Origin of the sequence: Haladaptatus sp. W1, from assembly GCF_001723155.1 — an archaeon.
GTDB lineage: Archaea > Halobacteriota > Halobacteria > Halobacteriales > Haladaptataceae > Haladaptatus > Haladaptatus paucihalophilus.
In genome coordinates, this window is record NZ_MEIH01000246.1 from 1 (window position 1) to 17822 (window position 17822).

Annotated in this window: 23 protein-coding genes and 2 pseudogenes; 15 read left to right on the plus strand and 10 right to left on the minus strand. The window is 62.3% G+C overall.

The annotated features are described in order from the left end of the window. Both BG842_RS10665 and BG842_RS10670 read right to left on the minus strand, forming a co-directional pair. Positions 1 to 254, minus strand: a 254-nt coding sequence (locus BG842_RS10665) for a hypothetical protein (RefSeq protein ID WP_069450705.1), incomplete at its 3' end; no start/stop codon positions are given. A 33-nt stretch (positions 255 to 287) separates the two neighbouring features. Further along, positions 288 to 653 (minus strand): helix-turn-helix domain-containing protein, encoded by a 366-nt coding sequence (locus BG842_RS10670; protein ID WP_069450706.1) that lies wholly within the window; start codon positions 651 to 653, stop codon positions 288 to 290. Positions 654 to 825: 172 nt separating this feature from the next. Between BG842_RS10670 and BG842_RS10675 the strand changes: the two genes are divergently transcribed. The 6 genes and pseudogenes from BG842_RS10675 to BG842_RS10695 all read left to right on the plus strand — a co-directional run bounded on the left by BG842_RS10675 (position 826) and on the right by BG842_RS10695 (position 4975). Then, positions 826 to 1119, plus strand: coding sequence for a HalOD1 output domain-containing protein (locus BG842_RS10675; RefSeq protein WP_069450707.1), 294 nt, complete (start codon positions 826 to 828; stop codon positions 1117 to 1119). A 92-nt stretch (positions 1120 to 1211) separates the two neighbouring features. Next, positions 1212 to 2660, plus strand: coding sequence for an MATE family efflux transporter (locus BG842_RS10680; RefSeq protein ID WP_069450708.1), 1449 nt, complete (start codon positions 1212 to 1214; stop codon positions 2658 to 2660). An 85-nt stretch (positions 2661 to 2745) separates the two neighbouring features. After that, positions 2746 to 3531 (plus strand): DUF2182 domain-containing protein, encoded by a 786-nt coding sequence (locus BG842_RS10685; RefSeq protein WP_069450709.1) that lies wholly within the window; start codon positions 2746 to 2748, stop codon positions 3529 to 3531. A gap of 78 nt (positions 3532 to 3609) precedes the next feature. Continuing rightward, a complete protein-coding gene (locus tag BG842_RS32500; RefSeq protein WP_256388521.1) occupies positions 3610 to 3735 on the plus strand; it encodes a hypothetical protein in 126 nt (41 codons plus the stop codon). A gap of 70 nt (positions 3736 to 3805) precedes the next feature. Continuing rightward, positions 3806 to 3999 (plus strand): annotated as a pseudogene (locus BG842_RS10690) (cold-shock protein). A gap of 265 nt (positions 4000 to 4264) precedes the next feature. Further along, complete coding sequence (locus tag BG842_RS10695) at positions 4265 to 4975, plus strand: DUF2270 domain-containing protein (RefSeq protein WP_069450711.1); 711 nt, start codon at positions 4265 to 4267, stop codon at positions 4973 to 4975. 81 nt (positions 4976 to 5056) lie between these two features. Here the strand turns inward: BG842_RS10695 and BG842_RS10700 are convergent, their stop codons facing one another. After that, positions 5057 to 5674: a hypothetical protein gene (locus BG842_RS10700; RefSeq protein ID WP_069450712.1), complete on the minus strand. Its 618-nt coding sequence runs from the start codon at positions 5672 to 5674 to the stop codon at positions 5057 to 5059. A gap of 111 nt (positions 5675 to 5785) precedes the next feature. Between BG842_RS10700 and BG842_RS10705 the strand changes: the two genes are divergently transcribed. Together BG842_RS10705 and BG842_RS10710 are read left to right on the plus strand one after the other, a co-directional pair. Further along, complete coding sequence (locus BG842_RS10705) at positions 5786 to 6400, plus strand: metal-dependent hydrolase (RefSeq protein ID WP_175424126.1); 615 nt, start codon at positions 5786 to 5788, stop codon at positions 6398 to 6400. A gap of 59 nt (positions 6401 to 6459) precedes the next feature. Then, a complete protein-coding gene (locus BG842_RS10710) occupies positions 6460 to 6990 on the plus strand; it encodes a 50S ribosomal protein L16 (RefSeq protein ID WP_007979833.1) in 531 nt (176 codons plus the stop codon). A gap of 56 nt (positions 6991 to 7046) precedes the next feature. Here BG842_RS10710 and hisE read toward each other — a convergent pair whose 3' ends face one another. From hisE to BG842_RS10730, 4 genes and pseudogenes are all read right to left on the minus strand, one after another. Then, on the minus strand, positions 7047 to 7331 hold the full coding sequence (gene hisE, locus BG842_RS10715; protein ID WP_007979835.1) for a phosphoribosyl-ATP diphosphatase: 285 nt from the start codon (positions 7329 to 7331) through the stop codon (positions 7047 to 7049). Beyond that, positions 7328 to 7779 (minus strand): annotated as a pseudogene (locus BG842_RS10720) (bifunctional nuclease family protein). The gene hisE and the pseudogene BG842_RS10720 overlap by 4 nt, the downstream one beginning before the upstream one ends. A gap of 87 nt (positions 7780 to 7866) precedes the next feature. Continuing rightward, entirely contained in the window at positions 7867 to 8451 is a 585-nt protein-coding gene (gene pdxT, locus BG842_RS10725; RefSeq protein WP_069450714.1) for a pyridoxal 5'-phosphate synthase glutaminase subunit PdxT, read from the minus strand. A 36-nt stretch (positions 8452 to 8487) separates the two neighbouring features. Beyond that, positions 8488 to 8652: a preprotein translocase subunit Sec61beta gene (locus BG842_RS10730; RefSeq protein ID WP_026177836.1), complete on the minus strand. Its 165-nt coding sequence runs from the start codon at positions 8650 to 8652 to the stop codon at positions 8488 to 8490. A gap of 102 nt (positions 8653 to 8754) precedes the next feature. Between BG842_RS10730 and BG842_RS10735 the strand changes: the two genes are divergently transcribed. Both BG842_RS10735 and trxA read left to right on the plus strand, forming a co-directional pair. Beyond that, a complete protein-coding gene (locus BG842_RS10735; RefSeq protein WP_069450715.1) occupies positions 8755 to 9726 on the plus strand; it encodes a phosphotransferase family protein in 972 nt (323 codons plus the stop codon). A 102-nt stretch (positions 9727 to 9828) separates the two neighbouring features. Beyond that, on the plus strand, positions 9829 to 10098 hold the full coding sequence (gene trxA / locus BG842_RS10740; protein WP_007979845.1) for a thioredoxin: 270 nt from the start codon (positions 9829 to 9831) through the stop codon (positions 10096 to 10098). A gap of 70 nt (positions 10099 to 10168) precedes the next feature. On the opposite strand, the gene npdG is transcribed toward trxA, so the two are convergent. Further along, the gene (gene npdG, locus BG842_RS10745; RefSeq protein ID WP_069450716.1) at positions 10169 to 10837 is read right to left on the minus strand and encodes an NADPH-dependent F420 reductase; all 669 of its coding nucleotides are present in this window, start codon (positions 10835 to 10837) and stop codon (positions 10169 to 10171) included. Positions 10838 to 10960: 123 nt separating this feature from the next. Between npdG and BG842_RS10750 the strand changes: the two genes are divergently transcribed. The 3 genes from BG842_RS10750 to BG842_RS10760 all read left to right on the plus strand — a co-directional run bounded on the left by BG842_RS10750 (position 10961) and on the right by BG842_RS10760 (position 14934). Further along, positions 10961 to 11776: an aldo/keto reductase gene (locus tag BG842_RS10750; RefSeq protein WP_069450717.1), complete on the plus strand. Its 816-nt coding sequence runs from the start codon at positions 10961 to 10963 to the stop codon at positions 11774 to 11776. 88 nt (positions 11777 to 11864) lie between these two features. Then, positions 11865 to 12818, plus strand: coding sequence for a bifunctional 2-dehydro-3-deoxygluconokinase/2-dehydro-3-deoxygalactonokinase (gene kdgK1, locus BG842_RS10755; RefSeq protein WP_069450722.1), 954 nt, complete (start codon positions 11865 to 11867; stop codon positions 12816 to 12818). 667 nt (positions 12819 to 13485) lie between these two features. After that, positions 13486 to 14934 carry an NAD(P)/FAD-dependent oxidoreductase gene (locus BG842_RS10760; RefSeq protein ID WP_069450718.1) on the plus strand — a complete coding sequence of 483 codons (1449 nt, stop codon included), beginning with the start codon at positions 13486 to 13488 and terminating at the stop codon, positions 14932 to 14934. A gap of 46 nt (positions 14935 to 14980) precedes the next feature. Here the strand turns inward: BG842_RS10760 and BG842_RS10765 are convergent, their stop codons facing one another. Then, entirely contained in the window at positions 14981 to 15346 is a 366-nt protein-coding gene (locus BG842_RS10765) for a hypothetical protein (protein ID WP_069450719.1), read from the minus strand. A 127-nt stretch (positions 15347 to 15473) separates the two neighbouring features. Further along, the gene (locus BG842_RS10770; RefSeq protein WP_069450720.1) at positions 15474 to 15959 is read right to left on the minus strand and encodes an Lrp/AsnC family transcriptional regulator; all 486 of its coding nucleotides are present in this window, start codon (positions 15957 to 15959) and stop codon (positions 15474 to 15476) included. A 208-nt stretch (positions 15960 to 16167) separates the two neighbouring features. On the opposite strand from BG842_RS10770, the gene BG842_RS10775 reads away from it, so the two are divergent. Next, positions 16168 to 16464 (plus strand): DUF6432 family protein, encoded by a 297-nt coding sequence (locus tag BG842_RS10775; protein ID WP_007979856.1) that lies wholly within the window; start codon positions 16168 to 16170, stop codon positions 16462 to 16464. Positions 16465 to 16506: 42 nt separating this feature from the next. Further along, positions 16507 to 17625 (plus strand): aminomethyltransferase family protein, encoded by a 1119-nt coding sequence (locus BG842_RS10780; RefSeq protein WP_069450721.1) that lies wholly within the window; start codon positions 16507 to 16509, stop codon positions 17623 to 17625. Positions 17626 to 17822 lie beyond the last annotated feature (197 nt).

Genomic DNA, 17822 nt, shown 5'->3' on the forward strand with positions numbered 1-17822 from the left:
AGCGCCGATTCACCGGTGCGGAGGACGAGCAGTTCGGTCATGTCGAGTTCGTTACCCCGCTTTATCAGGAGTTCGTAGACGAGTTCGGTCAGCGAGCCGACGGTCACGGTGCCGAATCCGAGAATCGCGTATCGGAAGGACCGCTGTCCCACCCGTTGGTACGCCGCATAGCTCAGATATGTGAGCGCCGAGCCGACGACGAAGACGAACAGGTTCGTGAGGACGAACGTCCAGAAGAGAGCGCCGTTCACCACGAACGCTCACCTGCGTTATGGACGAGCGACACGTCAATCAACTCCGTTTTCCGACCCTCTGAGACCGGTCCACGCCGATACGAATCGGTCGATGAGGTCCTCGTCGAACCGAATGGTGACGACGAATTCGCTGTCACTGATTTCGAAGCAGATGCGGTCCATGTTGGTCCGGTACGTGTTGTAATGGTTCCCCCTTTCGTCGATGACGACCTCCTGTTCGAGCAGGTCGTACTCGTGGAGTTTGTTGATACGCCGATATACGGTGGGTTTCGACGCACCACACTCCTCCGCGAGTTGCTGTACGGACATTGCCGCGGAGCTGCTCAAGAGGAGTATCTCCCTCACCGTTCCGCTCGCCAGAACGTCGAAGATGTCGTCAGGCCCCCATTCCTTGCTCACGGACGAACGTAGGGCCGCATCGGATAAAAACGTCGGTCCGGTAGGCGGGCGATTTCGGACCCCGAAATAGCGCGCCTGTCTTTAATCACGTGGCGCTCCATACGTCGTTACAGGACGGGTCGAAATCCGAGTGGTTTGCTCTTAACGTTCGACTCGCCAACGAGTGAGACCCATGAAGGAATCAACGAGCAGAATGCCGGTCGAACCGGCGAACACTCAATCACGGGACAGTTACGAACGCAGTATCGGTTCGGACGAATCCGTCTGTGAAGCCGTGGTATCGGCAGTAATGGCGGCAGAAAACGCCGACGTGGACGACCTCGACCCGCTCTACTTCGCCGTCGACGGCGATGCCCTCGAACGGATCAGCTCCTCGGACGCGATGTCGTCCGTCGCGTTCGCCTATCTCGGTTATCGGGTGGAAGTGACGGGGGATTCGCGCGTGGTTCTCACCCCGGAGACGTGAGTCAAGACGGAAACAGAAACGGAACGACACGAACTCCCACTTCCCTTACCGCATCTGAAAAGAACTTTTAGTTTCGATTCGAAACAACCTCTGTGGACGCTCGTTTCCCGAACCCGGCACGGTGGACTATTCTCGCAATCGGTCTCGTACTCTCCCGTCTGGGCCTCGTCGACGCGAAAAACGTGCGCCGAACGACGGATTTAGCGTGGCCGCGCATCGTCACCGGCATCGCTCGAATGTCGAAAAACGCCGTCGACGTGGCGTTCGTCGGCATCGCCATCGGACCGGCGGCCATCGCGGGCGTCGGGTTCGCGGCACCGTTTTGGGGCATGGCGTTCTCGCTCGGCGGCGGCTTTGCGGGCGGGACAATCGCGCTCGTCTCACAGCGATACGGGGCGGGCGCGTACGAGGAGATGGGCCAAGCGATTCGGTCGAGCGTCGCGCTCGTGCTGCTGGTCTCGCTTCCGGTTGCGGCCGCCTTCTGGCTATTTCCAACGGAACTCGTCTCGTTGATGACGGGCGACGAGGTGACCGTCGAACTGGGTGCGCGATATCTGCACATCGTCTCGCTCGGGGTTCCGCTCGCCGCCCTCAACCTCGTCGGAAGTCGGATTTACATCGGCGCTGACGACGCGTGGACGCCGATGCTACTTCGGGCGGGCGGCGCGGTGACGAACATCGTCCTGAGCGCCGTGTTCGTCTTCCAGTTCGGGATGGGTGTCGCCGGTGCGGCGTGGGGAACGGTCCTCTCGAACGTCATCGTGACCGTGGTGTTCGCCGTCGGGGTCGTCGCCGGTCGGCTTCCCGGCGTGGGAGAACTGCCCGTGAAGGTGGACCCGACTGGGACGTATCTCGACGTGGAAACGCTCCGGAAGGTGGTGCACATCGGTTTGCCGGTCGTCGGGCGGAACATGGTGTGGACGGTCGCTAAGTTTCCGATGCTCGCCATCGTCGCCCTGTTCGGCCCGAGCGTCGCGGCGGCGTACGTCATCAGCCGTCGGATTTGGGGCCTGATGAACACGCCCGGCTGGGGATTCGGCTTGGCGTCGAGCAGCCTCGTGGGGCAAGAACTCGGGGCGGGAGACGAACGGAGTGCCGAGACGTACGCCCGCGATGTCATCCTCTTCTCCGTGGCGACGTACGTCGTCGCGGCCGCTCTCGTGTTCGCGTTTGCAAAACCCATCGTGCTCTCGTTCGTCGCCGACTCGGGAGACCCGTCGATTCCCATCGCGGTGTCGCTCGTGTACGTCTCGTGCGTCGCCATCCTAGCACAGGGAGTAAACGGGTCGGTCGCGGGGCCGCTCGACGCCAGCGGCGACACCCGCTGGCCGTTCATGGCACAGGCGGTTGGGATGTTCTGCTGTTCGATTCCGCTGGCGTACCTCGGGGCGACGACGGCGCTCGGAATCGCGGGGTTGTATCTCTCGTTCGTCGCCGAGACGACGATTCCGGCGGTCCTCAACTACTATCGGTTTTCGACGGGACGGTGGAAAGTCATCAGCCGACAGTTCCGCCCCGAAGCGTCGTACGCGGACGACTGAGCGGGTTTCAGTGAGAGCAGAGCAGTCTTATGCCGACTGCTATCGTATGTCTGTTGAGCGATGGCGGAACCGCTCGGAGGAAATTATGCACGTCTGGAATACTTCACGTCGGTTCTTCGCCCGCCAACGACATCCCGTCGTCCTGTTCACCTACGGCGTCGCGCTTCTCGCGTGGATACTGCTCGCAACTCGCGTCTTTCCCATGCCGGGGTCGGCGATGGCGATGCACATGTCCGCTCCCGGAGTCCCGGAGGCGATGGCGCTGTCGAACGGGGTGGCCGGTGTCGGCCTGTATCTGGTCCTGTGGGGGGCCATGATGACCGCGATGATGTACCCGTCGTCCGCACACGCGTTTCGAGCGTACGCCGACGCGGTTGGGCAGACGACGAAGGTGCGACGGACGGCGACCGTCGTGTCGGTGATGGGAACGTACACGCTCGTCTGGATCCTCACGGGGGTCGTCCCGCTCGCGTTCAATCTCGTCGTTCCCATCGCATCCATCGCGCCGGAGAACCGCGCCTTCCTGCTGGCGGCGACGTTGTTGGTGCTGTCCGCATATCAACTGTCGCCGTTCAAACACCACCATCTGAAACACTGTCGGCGGCCGAGCAGCGTATTCGAGGGAGACGTTTCGGGGATTCGCGATGCGCTCCGTTCCGGATGGCGACTGAGCGTGGATAGCGTCGGGTGCTGTTGGGCGCTGATGGCGTTGATGGTCGTCGTGGGGTCGATGAACCTCCTCTGGATGGTCGCCGTCACCGTGCTGATATCCGTCGAGATACTGGCACCCGACGGCGAACGACTGGCGCGAGGCATCGGGGCACTCTCGGGTGTCGCCGGAGTCGGACTGGTGGTCTTCGCGGTCGTCTGACGAAACCTCGCTCGACTCCCGTTATGTCCCTTTTCACCCACAAACCATAACCGTGGGCCAGATGAATCCCAGTCCGTCATGAAAACATCGACGCTCGTTCTGGTCCTCGGTCTCGTCCTGTTCGTCCTCCCGGTCCCCGGGACGTTCATCACCGGTGCGCTCGTCCTCATCGCGGGAGTAGTTGCACGGATTCTCGGGGAGTAAAAAACCCGGGGGTCGTGGTAACACCACTCTCGGAAGTGTTATCCGTGGGGCACCATTCCATACAAAAGCAATGGCGAAAGGCAAAGTTGATTTCTTCAACGACACTGGCGGCTACGGTTTCATCTCGACGGACGACGCGGACGACGACGTTTTCTTCCACATGGAAGACGTGGGCGGCGCTGACCTCGAAGAGGGACAGGAAATCGAATTCGATATCGAACAGGCCCCAAAGGCCCCCGAGCGAAGAACGTCACCCGTCTGTAATCGGGCGACGATTTTGTGAGGAATACCCTACTACAACACTTTTACCGACGCGAAACCGCATAGCAGTGCGGCCGAGCGGTTCGTTTGCGTCAGTTGGAACTAATCACGAATTGGAACGCGAGAGCGACGGTTATCGACGGAGAGCGCGACGACAAACGACCGAGAAAGGGACACGGTGAGACGAAGGTCGGCGATACGGAACCACGACGGTTTTTACTCTACAGCACAATACTGTAGACATAGAAACCGACACCTCTCACCGATTATGACTGACGAAGATACACCCGAACCACCGGATACCAGTGGCACAGAGATCGGCGCGGGACTGCTGGAGCAGAACATGGGGCCGAGTTCCTCGCTCGCGCACCTGTACCGTGGCGAGATTCACCGAATGAAGTTCTGGCGCGAGCGGTTGGACCGGACGAGCAACTGGGCGATAACGCTGATGGCGGCCATCCTGACGTGGGCGTTCTCCAGTCGAAGCAATCCCCATTACATCGTCCTCCTCGCCATCATCACGGTGAGCATCTTTCTGCTCATCGAGGCGCGTCGCTATCGCGCCTACGACATCTGGCGATCGCGGGTCCGGATGCTCCAGCAGAACGTGTTCGCACTCGGACTCGACGACTCCAAAGGCGTCGTTGACGAGGAGTGGCGACGAAAGCTCAGCGAGGACTACCGCCATCCGAAGATGAAGGTCTCACTGGAAGAGGCGCTGGCACACCGTCTCCGTCGAGTGTACGCGCCGCTCTTCTTCGTCCTGCTCGTGGCGTGGGTGTTCCAGCTGACAGCCTACACGAACGACACGTGGCCGGAAGCAGCCGCTATCGGTCACATTCCCGGAACCATCGTCACGGGCATCGTCGTCGCGTTCTACGCGGGTATCCTCGTCGTCGCCTACCGGCCCCGGACGTGGCACATCAACGGCGAAATCCTCCCGAGCGACGTGACGGGGTGGGATTACTCGCGGGAGTGAGTCGGAACGGCTTGACGGATGACGACGGCTACTATGTGCTCTTCTCGGCTCGACTCGACGGATAGGTTCGTGCGGTGTCGGTCAGTCGTTCTCCCTCGAAAACCGGGCGAGGAGCGTCTCGACCGTCTCGGAGAGGACGCTAGTTCCGAACAGCGCGATCAGCACCGCGCCCGCGGCGTCGAAGATGAGGTCGACGATGGTGTCGTCGAGTCCGTACTGAATGAGCACGGGTTTTACACCGATGATGTGAGCACTCCCTCGCACGGCGAACTCCAGAACTTCCCAGAGGACGCCGGACGCGAGCGTGAACAGGAGGACGTAGACGAACATGAACCGGGGCGGGAAGAACACCGCGTCGGAGTGTTCGTCGAAGGCGCGCGCGGTGGAGTATCCGACGCCCGCGACGAGCGTCGCGGAGAGCAGGTGCGTGAGGTGGTCCCACCACCAAACCTCGTCGTAGAGTCCGAGCATGCCGATTGCGTGGAGGAAGACGGCGGCCGTAATCCACAGCGTCAGCGACGTGTCGAGCGAGAGACGATAGTCGCGCCGCAGCACCCCGGGAAGAACGGTGATGCCGAACGCGAAGACGCCGTTCACGAACACTCCGACGTTCCTCGTTACGAGGCCGACGAACGTGATGCCGAGGATGGCCAACTGCATCAGTCGGACGAGACGAGACGAGGAGATGCCGATTTTCATCCCGATTTGCGCTAAGTGTCGGAAGAGGTAAACAGTGGCTATCGACGTGTGCTATGGGGTACCACGAATTTCCGACAGGTGTTTATGCGAACCTTGCGTATCGATGGTACTATGATGGCAACGACGCACGCCCTTATCGGCGTGCTGCTCGGGAGTGCCTCGCTCTTCGTCGCACCGGAGTTGGCTCCCGTCGCCGTTTTCGCCGGGCTCGCCGGTGGGGTGTTTCCCGATTTCGACCTGTATTCGGGACACAGGAAGACGCTTCACTTCCCGGTGTACTACTCGATTGCGGCGACAGCGGCGCTCGCCGGGGCGATGTTGGTACCGAACCCGTGGACCTTCGCGCTCGGGTTCTTCCTCTTCGCGGCGGCAGCACACTCCGTTTCGGACGCCTTCGGAGGCGGGTTGGAACTGAAACCGTGGCTCGGCCAGTCCGAACGTGCGGTGTACAGCCACTTCCACGGGCAGTGGATTCCGCCGCGTCGCTGGATTCGGTACGACGGCGCGCCGGAGGACTTCGCGCTGGGAGTCGCACTCGCGGTGCCGAGCCTCGTGCTCTACGACGGGACGATTCAGACGCTCGTCGTCCTCGCGGTCATGATTTCGGGGGTTTACGCGCTCCTTCGGAAGCCCCTCGTGAACATCGCGGAATGGCTGGTCGGGCGGATTCCGTCGCACATGCTGGCGTACGTCCCTGACCGCTTCGTCGGCGATTTCGTCCAGTAAGCGTCGAACGCGCTTCGAAGGGTTTATTCACGCCCTGACCAACAGATTCAGTAGTAACTATGTCCGACAAACCTGCCTCGATGTACCGGGCCATCGACAAGCCCTCGTACACGCGACGCGAATACATCACCGGAATTCCGGGTTCGAAGATCGCACAGCACAAGATGGGCGAAGTGGACAGCAACGAGGACGACTACCCCGTTCAGATTTCCCTCATCGTCGAAGAAGAATGCCAGATTCGCCACGGTGCGCTGGAGGCCTCCCGCCTGTCCGCGAACCGCTTCCTGCTCAAGAACATCGGCGAAACCGGCTACAAGATGATTCTCCGCAAGTTCCCCCACCAGGTCCTGCGCGAGAACAAGCAGGCGACCGGTGCGGGTGCGGACCGTGTTTCCGACGGAATGCGACAGGCGTTCGGTAAGCCGGTCGGGACGGCAGCACGAATCGCCAACGGTGATCGAGTGTTCACCGCGTGGTGTACCGTGGACGACGCGCCCCTCGTGAAGGACGCGCTCCGCCGTGCCTACAACAAGATCTCCCCGCCGTGCCGCATCATCGTCGAGCGCGGTGAAGAGAAACTCGTCAGCTAAATCCGATTCGTTCTTTTTGCTGCGACGTGCTTTCCGGTGAGCGATAGCGCCGCGATTCAGCGCCGCGATTCCAGTTCCGCGCGCAAGTCCGCGGGTTCCATGTCCTTCATCGAGAGCAGAACGAGCAGGTGGTAGATGACGTCCGCGCCCTCGTAGGCCATCTCCTCCCGGTCGTCGTCCTTCGCGGCGAGGATGAGTTCCGTCATCTCCTCGCCCAATTTTTCGAGGACGGCGTTCTCGCCCTTCTCGTGGGTGAACAGCGAGGCGGTGTAGGAGTCCTCGGGAAGCGTTTCCTTCCTGTCTTCGATGACCTCAAACAGGTCGTCCAGTACGTCGTTCATTGGCCTATCTGGGCGACTTCCCGGATGTCTTGAAGGTCGTCGAACTGTGCGCGTTCCTGGTGGCCGTGGTCGAACACCTCGTCAGCGACTTCGATGGGCGTGCCGGTACGGGCGGCGAGCGCGAGCGAGTCGCTGGGCCGGGCGTCCACGACTTCGTGGCCGCGCGGCGTCTGGATGTGAAGGTCGGCGATGTAGGTGTTGTCGTCCAACTCGGTGACGACGACGCGCTCGATGCGGCCACCGAGTTCCTCCATCACGTCGAGCAGGAGGTCGTGGGTCAGCGGTCGCCCGATATCCTCGGCTTCCATGCCACGGGCGATGCTGATACCCTCCTCGAATCGAATAAAAATCGGAAGCACGTCGTCGCCGTCGTCCGGTGCGAGGACGACCACGGGGAGCGGACCCTCCCCGTGGCGGCGACACGTACCGCGTCGATTGTAACGTCCATAGCGGACCGAAGCGGCCCAGCGGCAAAAATCTGCTTACCGCGGGCGAATGGAAGCGTCCACAAAACCCTCGCCGACCGCCGAATGCCCTACTCGTCGGCGAAAAACGCGAGGCCGTGAATCCGACTGTCGGGGGTGAGTTCAGGGTGGAACGACGTCCCGACCACCGGTCCGTCCTGGACGGCGACGGGTCGGTCGTCCCACTCGGCGAGGACGGTCGCCGACCCGACGTCGCTGATGAGCGGCGCACGGATGAAGACGGCCGGGTACGGGTCGTCCAGGCCGGTCACGTCGAGGGGAGCTTCGAAACTGTCCTTCTGGCGGCCGAAGGCGTTGCGCTCGACGGTTACGTCCAGCAGGCCGAGGTTATCGACTCGCTCGTCGCCAGCGTCGGTCGCGGCGACGATGAGACCGGCACAGGTGGCGAGAACCGGTTTTCCGGCCTCCACGTGAGCCTGTATCTCGGGGGCGATACCCTCCGACTGCAGGAGTCGAGAGATGGCGGTCGATTCGCCGCCCGGCATACAGAGGAGGTCACAGTCCGGGACGATACCGGACTGGCGGATTTCGGTGACTGCGACGGATTCGCCGTGGGCGGTTCCGGCCCGTCGAATCGCGTCGGCGTGTTCGCTCACGTCGCCTTGGACGGCGATGACGCCAGCGTTGAGACTCATACCGGCATTTCGGAACAGGTCGGGAAAAGGGCCTCGTTACAGCGCGAGGAAGTTCAGCACCATGATGAAGACGCCGAAGAAGACACCGAACGCGAATATCGTCTTGGGGTTGATTCGAATCGCGTTCCGGTCTTCGGCATCGAAGTATCGCACGAGTCCGGCGCTGGACATCAGCCCACCGGAGTTTTGACCACTGCTCATGGTTTCGGGTCCGAGAGCGGTCGGGGTAAACCTTTCGCAATGCTATCGAATCCAGTTCTCCAGACACCCAACCCATTTATCGGGGCAGGAGAAGTGATGTCTATGGACGAACAGATCGCGGCGGCGCTCGACGACGCGTTCCCCGACCGCGACGTGGACGCGGTACATCCCTCCGGCCCCTCGTGGAACGACGAGAATCGAACCGTCGGCATCGACTTCCGCTCCGGCGAGTCGGTGTATCTGAAGATGTCGAACGTCGGCGACGGGTCGCGTATCGCCCGCGAACGGGCCGTAATCGATTACGTGGACGAACACGGCGACGTACCAGTCCCGACGGTGCTGGCGAGCGACAGCGCCGGAGCGGTTCCGTATCTCGTGACGGCACCGGTTGTCGGAGAGAACCTGCTGTCTTCGTGGTCCGACGCGAACGCGACGGAGCGCGCGGAACTGGCCCGACAGGTCGGACTCTCGCTGGCGAACGTCCACGCGCTTCGTTTCGAGGAACACGGCCGCATCGTCGGCGGGAGCGCGGACGGTCTGGAACTGGAGACGAAACCGTGGACGGACGTGCTCGTCGAGACGATGACCGAGATGAGCGACATCGGGTCGCAAGACCGCTTTTCCCACCACTTCGACGCCGTTATCGAGGCCGTGGAGGACAACCGAGAACTGCTGGACGACACACCAGCGACGCTCCTCCACGGCGACCCGGCGCGTCCGAACTGCTTCCACGCCGAGGGGCGAAACGAGGGAAAAATCGGACTTCTCGACTGGGAAATCGCGCACGTCGGCGACCCGGTGCGGGACGTAGAGCGCACGCGGGGCCTCCAGTTCGACTCGCTCCGTGCCGACGGTCCCGAGGAGATAGTCCGCGCGTTCTACGACGGCTATCGGGACCGGGCGGGCGGCCTCCCGGATGGACTCGAGGAGCGCCGCCCCATCTACGACGCGGTTCGGTTTCTGGGACACACGGGATTCTATGACAAGTACGCCTCGTTCCGCGACGAGGACCCCGAGGAACTCGCCGCGTGGATGGACGGAGAGATGGAGCGACGAATCGAGAAAATCACCTGACTGGAGGGCGGCCGATGCGACTGAGAGTGACGAACAGGCGGCAGAGGACGAGGAGGAAGAAACCCTTATGCACGCGGCGACGGAACCTTCCAAGAGCAACGCATGACCGTCAAGTTACTCGACTTCTACGCAGATTGGTGTGGGCCGTGCAAGACACAAGACCCGATCCTCGACGAACTCGAAGAGGACTGGGACGAGAGCGTCGAATTCGAGAAAGTAGACGTGGACGAGCACCAAGACATCGCCAACGAGTACCAGGTTCGCTCGATTCCGACCATCGTCATCGAGGACGACGAGGGCGTCGTCGAGCGCTTCGTCGGCGTGACCCAACGCGACGACTTGGAACGCGTCTTGGAGAAAGCCGGCGCATAATTCCGGTCCCGCCACAACGCAGTCTTTTTCGAACAGCTACGAACCGTCCGGGATTCACGACCAGCGGACGCTATTCGAACCGCACGCCGACGTCGTGCATCCCCTCGTTTTCGAGCGCGAGGTTGATGAGGAGCGGCGTCATGCTCTCGACTTCCGCGCTGTTTCCGATGCCACCGGCGTCGAGCGCCCGCAGTCCGTCTATCTCCTCGGCGAGCCGTCCGACGAGTTCCTTGGCATCGTCGTCGTCACCGACGAGGAGCGTGTCCTGGTCGAGGTCGAGGCTGAGGTCGGCGAGACGGTCGGCCGAGAGGTTGTGGAACGCGCCGACCACGGGAACGCCGTCGGGGGCGGTGTCCGCGACGAGTTCGCTGACGCTTCCGACCTTCGGCGGCTTGTAGTGGAACCCGGTTTCGTCGCGGTCCATCCCCACGGCGGGGGTGACGAGAACGTCCGCGTCGTCGAGGCGGTCCGCGACCGCCTCGATAGTGTCGCGGATGTGGAACGGCGGAACGGCGAGCACGACCATATCTCCGCGTTCGGCGGCCATGCCGTTGGCGAAGCCGTTGATGGAGCGGGAGACGCCCAGACTGTCGAGTTCGGTTTCGTACTCTGTCGCCTTCGTGCGGGCTTTTTCGGGGTCGCGCGAGCCGATGATGACCTCGTGGTCCGTGTCGTACGCCCAACGGAGCGCGAGTCCCTGCCCGATGTCGCCGGTACCCCCTAAGAGTGCGATTCGCATACACGGGGAGTCTGTCGGAGCGCGGTTAAGTTCTCCGGAAGCGGGAATCGAATGGACGATTCCCCCCACAGGATTTCCGCCGCCACAACCCCTTTTTCGTTGCTTCCCCTTGCAGGAAATACGATGACATACGACGCCAACAGCGACGGAATTCCGAAGCTCGGACTCGGAACGTGGGAGAACACGGACAGCGGCGAGTGTGCACACAGCGTCGCCTACGCCCTCGATTTGGGCTACGAACACGTCGATACCGCCCAAGCCTACGGGAACGAGGAGAACGTCGGCAGGGGAATCGCCGACTCGTCGGTGGACCGCGAGGACTTCTTCCTCGCCACGAAGGTCTGGATAGACAACCTCGCACACGACGACGTACTCGAAACGGCCGAGAAGAGTCTGGACAAACTCGGCACGGACTACGTTGACCTGCTCTACGTCCACTGGCCCGCCCGCGAGTACGACCCCGAAGAGACGCTCGCGGCGTTCGACGACCTGTACGACGAGGGCAAAATCAAGCACGTCGGACTGAGCAACTTCGAACCCGAGCATCTGGAAGAGGCGAAGGAAATCCTCGACGCACCCATCTACGCCAATCAGGTCGAGATGCACCCGCTCCTCCAACAGGACGAACTGGTCGAGTACGCGCAGGAAAACGACATCACGCTCGTCGCGTACTCGCCGCTCGCCCGCGGTAACGTGTTCAACGTGCCCGAACTGACCGACATCGCCGAGAAGCACGAGACCAGCGAAGCGCAGGTCAGCCTCGCGTGGTTGATGCAAAAGGACAACGTGGTCGCCATCCCGAAGGCCACGGGCGAGGACCACATCGAGGACAACTACGGCGCGCTCACCCTCGAACTGGACGACGAGGACATCGAGAAGATAGACGACATCGAGCGGGAAGAGCGCCAAGTTGACCCCGACTTCGGACCGTGGAACTGACTCGCTGAAGTCGGCACGGAGCTAAAACGAACTCGTTTTTCGACCCCGCACCGGGGAAACTATGGGCACCGGGGTGCATCTCGCGGGTATGACCGACCTCGTGACATTCGGCGAGACCATGTTGCGGCTCTCGCCGCCCGACCGCGAACGCATCGAGAGCACCTCGTCGCTCGAACTCCGTGCCGCCGGCGCGGAGAGCAACGTCGCTATCGCCGCCCACCGACTCGGTGCCGAGGCGATGTGGACCTCGAAGCTACCCGACTCGCCGCTCGGACGGCGCGTCGTCGCCGGACTCCGACGGTACGGCATCGACACCGAAATCGCGTGGAGCGACGAGGGACGACAGGGGACCTACTACCTCGAACACGGCACCGACCCGCGCGGCACGAACGTCATCTACGACCGCGCCGACGCCGCGGTCACGACGGCCACCACCGACGACGTGGCACTCGACCAAATTCGAGACGCCCGAACCTTCTACACCAGCGGCATCACGCCCGCGCTCTCCGCGACGCTCGAATCCACCGTGGACGAGGTGCTCGCGGCGGCACAGGACGCCGGGACGACCACCGCCTTCGACGTGAACTACCGGTCGAAACTCTGGTCGCCCGACGAAGCGTGCGAGTCGCTCACCGCGCTGTTCCCCCGCATCGACGTGCTCGTCACGGCCGAGCGCGACGCCCGAACCGTCCTCGACCGCTCCGGCGACGCCGCCGACATCGCCCGCGGCCTCGCTGACGACTGGGACTTCGAAACCGTCGTCGTCACCCGCGGGTCGAACGGCGCGCTGGCGCTCCACGACGGCGAGATTCACGAGCAGTCCGCCTTCGACACGGACACCGTGGACCCCATCGGCACCGGCGACGCCTTCGTCGGCGCGTTCCTCGCCCGCCGCCTCGACGGCGAATCCGTCCCGACCGCGCTCGAATACGGGGCCGCCACCGCCGCCCTCAAGCGAACGATTCCGGGCGACGTGGCCGTCGTCACGCGAGCGGAAGTCGAGGACGTGATGGACACGGAAGGACGCGAGATTTCGAGATAGCACCGCACGACCGCACTGTTCTCGACCGTTTCGACCCGCTGGCGTACGCACCGTAGCGATTGGCTCGTTTCCCGCATCTCGTTCGTTCATCGTGGCGCGCGCTGGGACAGGTCTGAGGACACTTCGTCCGAAGACCTGTACTGATAGCGTGCGAGGTCTTCGTGAGAGACGAAGGAACGAACGAATGGCTCGTCAGAGCTTCGCTCTGACGGTGGATGAGCACCGGAACGAAGTTCTCGTGAGCGGAGCGAGCGAGAGCACGAAAGAGCACGCTCTTTCGGAGAGAGGAGCGCAATCGGCTGGGGAGGGTGTGGTTGATGCGGTTTGCGGTTGCGGTTTCAGTGACGACTGTATTTGCAGTCCCAGAAGAGCCAACAACAACTCGCAGCGAGCGTGGCGGGGGCTTTCGGGGTCTTCGTTACGACTGTCCCGTTCGGAGGACTCCGGTAAGAGAACTCATTTTCTACCGGGCGATGATACTGAATCCCATCGTGTAATACTGAACTCCAGTTTGAAATCCCAGAGGACACTGAATAATACTAAAACATACTAAAAACTACTAACTAGTACTGGGAAACCGATTTCGAGCCGCCAAAGGTGATTCGAGAAACCCACCATCCTCGCCGCCGCCTAAACCGCTAACATCCCTGACCGAGACTGGATACACATGACAACGCACGTCGTCATCATCGGCGCGTATGGAAGCGCGGGGGTCGCCGTGGCACAGAGTCTCGCGGAGGACCCGAGCGTTCGATTGACCCTCGTCGATGACGGCGACCCCGGCGGCGGGCTGTGCATCCTCCGCGGCTGTATGCCGTCGAAAGAGGTGCTGTCGGCGGCGAGTCATCGGTATCAAGCGCGTCACGACCCGCGGCTGTCCGGGACGCCGGAGGTGGATTTGGAATCGGTGGTGGAACTGAAAGACGACCACGTGCTCGGCTTCGCGGAACACCGGCGCGCCGCGGTACACGACCTCGCCGAGCGGGAGAACGTGGCGTTCTATCACGACACCGCACGGCTCGTAGACGACCACACGGTCGAAATCGACGGGCGAGAAATCGAGGCCGATTACGTCGTCATCGCCACGGGGTCGAAAGTGAACGTGCCCGACCTACCCGGCATGAACGACGTGGACTACATGACCAGCGCGGACGTGCTGGACGCGACCGAGTTCCCCGACTCGGGCGTCGTGATGGGGTTCGGATACACCGGCCTCGAACTCGTCCCGTACCTCAGCGAGGCGGCGGGGATGGACCTAACAGTCACCGAACACGACGAGCATCCGCTGGACGAGGCCGATTCGCCGTTCGGCGACGAACTGCTCGACATCTACCGCGAGGAGTTCGGAATCGAGATACTGACCCGAACGTACGAAAAGCGGGTCGAATCGACGGAGGACGGGGTTCGGCTCCACGTCGAACGAAGAGGGAGTGAGAACGGAGGTAGAAACGGCGGCGGAGGCAGAGACGGGGACGGGGAATCGAGGACCATCGACGCGGACGAGTTGTTCCTCTTTACGGGACGGCGGCCCAACCTCGACGGCCTCGGACTGGAGAACACCGCGCTCGAATTCGGTGGCGGGTGGGTCGAAGACACGATGCAGGCCCGCGACGACCCCCGAACGTTCGTCGTGGGGGACGTGAACGGCAAGGAGCCGATTCTCCACGTGGCAAAAGAACAGGGCTTCAAAGCCGCCGAGAACATCCTCGCACACGCTCGCGGAGACGACCTCGAACCGTACGAGAACGTCCGCCACCACGTCATCTTCTCGGCGGTCGGGGTGTATCCCTTCGCCAGAGTGGGACTGTCGGAGACAGCGGCGGAGGCGACTGGGAGGAACTACGTCGCCGTCAGCCGACGCGCGGCGGACGACGGCGTGTTCAAGACGAAACAGGCGTCGAGGGGGCTGGCGAAACTCGTGGTGGACGCGGACGACGGCACCGTTCTCGGCTATCAGGGGTTGCACTACCACGCCGACGTGATGGCGAAGACGATGCAGGTCGTGATAGAGCGCGGTATGGACGTCCGCAACGTGCCGGACAGGGCGTACCACCCGACGACGCCGGAGATTCTGGACGGCTTGCTTCGGGACGCGAGCGAGCGGGTCGGAGAATAGGCATCCCTACCGCTGGCCGCCAAAACCGTGTTCTAGCGGGCGACGGTTACCCGTCGAACGCCGCACTCTCGTCCAACGGGCGTTCGAGTCGCGCGTCGGGACGATATCGCACGGCATCGGTCTCGGAGTCGTATGCCAGTAGCCCTGCATCGACCATCTGTGGGAGGTGGGTGTGGTGCAGCGCGACCAGCAACGACTCTCGGGACGTCGCGTCCCGTTCGGCAAGCAGTACGTCCGCCAGTTCGTCGATGGAAATCCGCCCGTCGCCGGAGGACAACAGGAGGAGTAGCCGCCGCCGTACCCGGTCGCTCAGTATCCGGAAGAGCACGTTCAACGGGACGTCGGAACGGGACGTCGAGTGAGACCGTTCCGCGAGTTCTCGGTTCGTGGGTCGCTTCGGTGCGCTGGGCATCGTTCGACGATGACGTATCGATATGCCAATCGCATAACTCATTTTGACGTCTCGGGCACAGAAGCTGTGAAAGTTTCAATTCGACTCATACCCAGTCGAAACTGTTTCGACCGCGGCGGAAGACCCGTCACTCCTCGCCGGTCCGGTCCTCGTCGATTCTGAACTTCTTCAACGGCTGAAAGTACTGGTCCCGAATCAGAATCTCGTCTTTGAGTACCAGCCCCAACTCGGGGAGCGCGGTTGCGATTCTCGTCAAATCGTCGTTCGACGTCCCGACGGTTTCTATCCGTATGTTGTTCTCGCCGATCATCAGTTCGCGCACGTTCACGACGCCGGGGATGTCGAGCACCCGTTGAGCCAATTCGCTCCGTTCGCCGACGGGCGCGGAACAGACCATCAACACGTTCAGCGGAAATCCGGCTCGTTCGTAATCGACCGTCGCTTGATACCCCGTGATGATGCCGTCGGATTCGAGTTGGTCGATTCGGTTGCTCACCGTGCTGGCCGACACGCCGAACCGGTTTCCGAGGTCAGTCGTGGTCGAGCCGCGGGCATCGCGCTGGAGCGCGTACAGGATTCCTTCGTCGATCTCGTCGAGCACGCTGGATGTCATGTGTCATCAAATGTTATGATACACCATGATAGTTTCCTGATAAGTGTTTGATACGATTGCGCTATCGGCAGTCGCGTTCCAGAGCACGTCGAAACCGTGCGGCGAGACGCTCCGTCGAGGCCGACGACGTGCTGATTTTTTCGGGGTCATCGGTCGCCGAGGTCGAACGGGAGGTAAGGCTAAAAACCGGGGTGACATAGGGACAAACATGAAGGCCAAGCGGGAGTACCGACGTCGGCCGGACATCGAGGTCCGGGTACTCGACGCCCTCGTCGACCGGAGTGAAGACGGCATGACGGTCTTCGAACTGCGCTCTCACGTAGAGGCGGGCATCGACGAGTTGGAGGACGCGCTCGCGAACCTGAAACAGGATGGGCTGATAGAAGCCGGAATGGAGGAGGGACGAACGCTCATCCGCCCGGACGAGCGCGTCGTTCCCGACCCCGAGGAGGTAGACGAGGAGCCGTCGTTCGTGGACAAGCTCATCGAGCGCCTGCCGCTGTAGCGCATCCGACGTTTTTACTCCCCTACGCACCCGACTACGTGTATGAGCCTCGAAGCGCTACACGAAGACCACGGAGCGACGTTTTGCTCGGTCGGGAATCGTCGGGTGCCACGCGACTACGGCCGACCCGAACGGGCACACAGTGCGGTCAGGAACGGCGTCGGACTCACGGAGATGCCCTACGGCGTCCTCGTCGTCTCGGGCGACGACAGAATCGAGTACGTCGATAACATCGTCTCGAACACGGTTCCGAGCGAAGACGGACGCGGAACCTACGCTGTTCTGCTCGACCCGCAAGGAAAGGTCGAACTCGACATGTACGTCTACTGTGCGGGCGAGCAACTACTGCTCTTCGTGCCGCCCGGGGAGGCGACACCGCTCGCCGAGGAGTGGCGAGAGAAGGTGTTCATTCAGGACGTAGAAATTTCCGTCGCGACCGAGCGCTTCGCCGTCTTCGGCGTCCACGGGCCGTACGCCACCGAAAAGGTCGCCAGCGTGCTGAACGGCGCGAGCACCCCGGACGAACAGCTCTCGTTCATCCGCGGGAAGATGGCCGACGTGGGCGTCACGGTCATTCGAACCGACGCGCCGACGGGCGAGGAGGGTTACGAAGTGGTCTGCACGACGGACGAGACGGCGGACGAAATCGGACGCGAACGGCCGAACGTCGAACTCGTCTTCGACGCCCTCGTCACGCGAGGGATGAACGCCGCTCCCTTCGGCCGGGTGACGTGGGAGTCGTTGACGCTCGAAGCCGGAACGCCGCTGTTCGAGTACGAACTACGGGGCGAAATTCCGAACGTGCTCGGCCTCCGAAACGCCCTCGACTTCGAGAAGGGGTGTTACGTCGGCCAGGAAGTCGTCTCGCGCGTCGAAAACCGCGGGCAACCGAGTCGGAGACTCGCGGGACTGCTCCCCGAATCCGTACCGGAAGCGGGCGCGGCGGTCTTCGCGGGCGATGAAGTCGTCGGCGAAATCACCCGCGGAATCGAGAGTCCGTCGCGCGGGGAACCGGCCGCGATGGCGCTGGTGGACTACGACGTGGAAATCGGGTCGAGACTGACCGTCCGCGTCGATGGTGAGGACGTCGGCGCGGAACTGGTGTCCCTGCCGCTGGTGGACGGCAGCGACGAATCCGGGCGCGTGCCGACCTACGACTGAGCGGTTCTCTCCGTGTCCGAAATCGACGCGAGACGCCACTAAACCGAGGTTTTTCGACAAAAGTCGAGTCGATCCGATAGCGACGGCCACGTGTCACCGACGGAGGAAAACCCTTTTCAACAACTTAGTGATATCACTGAGTGGTATGCAAGCATTCGATGGCTTTGCGGACGTGAGCGAGGCGGAAGTGACGCGAG

Bases quoted from the DNA above. Each gene is read 5' to 3' on its own strand.
- BG842_RS10770 (WP_069450720.1), bottom strand. From the start codon at position 15,959: ATGACATCCAGCGTGCTCGACGAGATCGACGAAGGAATCCTGTACGCG.
- BG842_RS10685 (WP_069450709.1), top strand. From the start codon at position 2,746: ATGCACGTCTGGAATACTTCACGTCGGTTCTTCGCCCGCCAACGACAT.
- BG842_RS10775 (WP_007979856.1), top strand. From the start codon at position 16,168: ATGAAGGCCAAGCGGGAGTACCGACGTCGGCCGGACATCGAGGTCCGG.
- npdG (WP_069450716.1), bottom strand. From the start codon at position 10,837: ATGCGAATCGCACTCTTAGGGGGTACCGGCGACATCGGGCAGGGACTC.
- BG842_RS10695 (WP_069450711.1), top strand. From the start codon at position 4,265: ATGACTGACGAAGATACACCCGAACCACCGGATACCAGTGGCACAGAG.
- BG842_RS10780 (WP_069450721.1), top strand. From the start codon at position 16,507: ATGAGCCTCGAAGCGCTACACGAAGACCACGGAGCGACGTTTTGCTCG.
- BG842_RS10730 (WP_026177836.1), bottom strand. From the start codon at position 8,652: ATGAGCAGTGGTCAAAACTCCGGTGGGCTGATGTCCAGCGCCGGACTC.
- BG842_RS10750 (WP_069450717.1), top strand. From the start codon at position 10,961: ATGACATACGACGCCAACAGCGACGGAATTCCGAAGCTCGGACTCGGA.
- hisE (WP_007979835.1), bottom strand. From the start codon at position 7,331: ATGAACGACGTACTGGACGACCTGTTTGAGGTCATCGAAGACAGGAAG.
- BG842_RS10675 (WP_069450707.1), top strand. From the start codon at position 826: ATGAAGGAATCAACGAGCAGAATGCCGGTCGAACCGGCGAACACTCAA.
- kdgK1 (WP_069450722.1), top strand. From the start codon at position 11,865: ATGACCGACCTCGTGACATTCGGCGAGACCATGTTGCGGCTCTCGCCG.
- BG842_RS32500 (WP_256388521.1), top strand. From the start codon at position 3,610: ATGAAAACATCGACGCTCGTTCTGGTCCTCGGTCTCGTCCTGTTCGTC.
- BG842_RS10700 (WP_069450712.1), bottom strand. From the start codon at position 5,674: ATGAAAATCGGCATCTCCTCGTCTCGTCTCGTCCGACTGATGCAGTTG.
- trxA (WP_007979845.1), top strand. From the start codon at position 9,829: ATGACCGTCAAGTTACTCGACTTCTACGCAGATTGGTGTGGGCCGTGC.
- BG842_RS10735 (WP_069450715.1), top strand. From the start codon at position 8,755: ATGGACGAACAGATCGCGGCGGCGCTCGACGACGCGTTCCCCGACCGC.
- BG842_RS10760 (WP_069450718.1), top strand. From the start codon at position 13,486: ATGACAACGCACGTCGTCATCATCGGCGCGTATGGAAGCGCGGGGGTC.
- BG842_RS10765 (WP_069450719.1), bottom strand. From the start codon at position 15,346: ATGCCCAGCGCACCGAAGCGACCCACGAACCGAGAACTCGCGGAACGG.
- pdxT (WP_069450714.1), bottom strand. From the start codon at position 8,451: ATGAGTCTCAACGCTGGCGTCATCGCCGTCCAAGGCGACGTGAGCGAA.
- BG842_RS10705 (WP_175424126.1), top strand. From the start codon at position 5,786: ATGATGGCAACGACGCACGCCCTTATCGGCGTGCTGCTCGGGAGTGCC.
- BG842_RS10710 (WP_007979833.1), top strand. From the start codon at position 6,460: ATGTCCGACAAACCTGCCTCGATGTACCGGGCCATCGACAAGCCCTCG.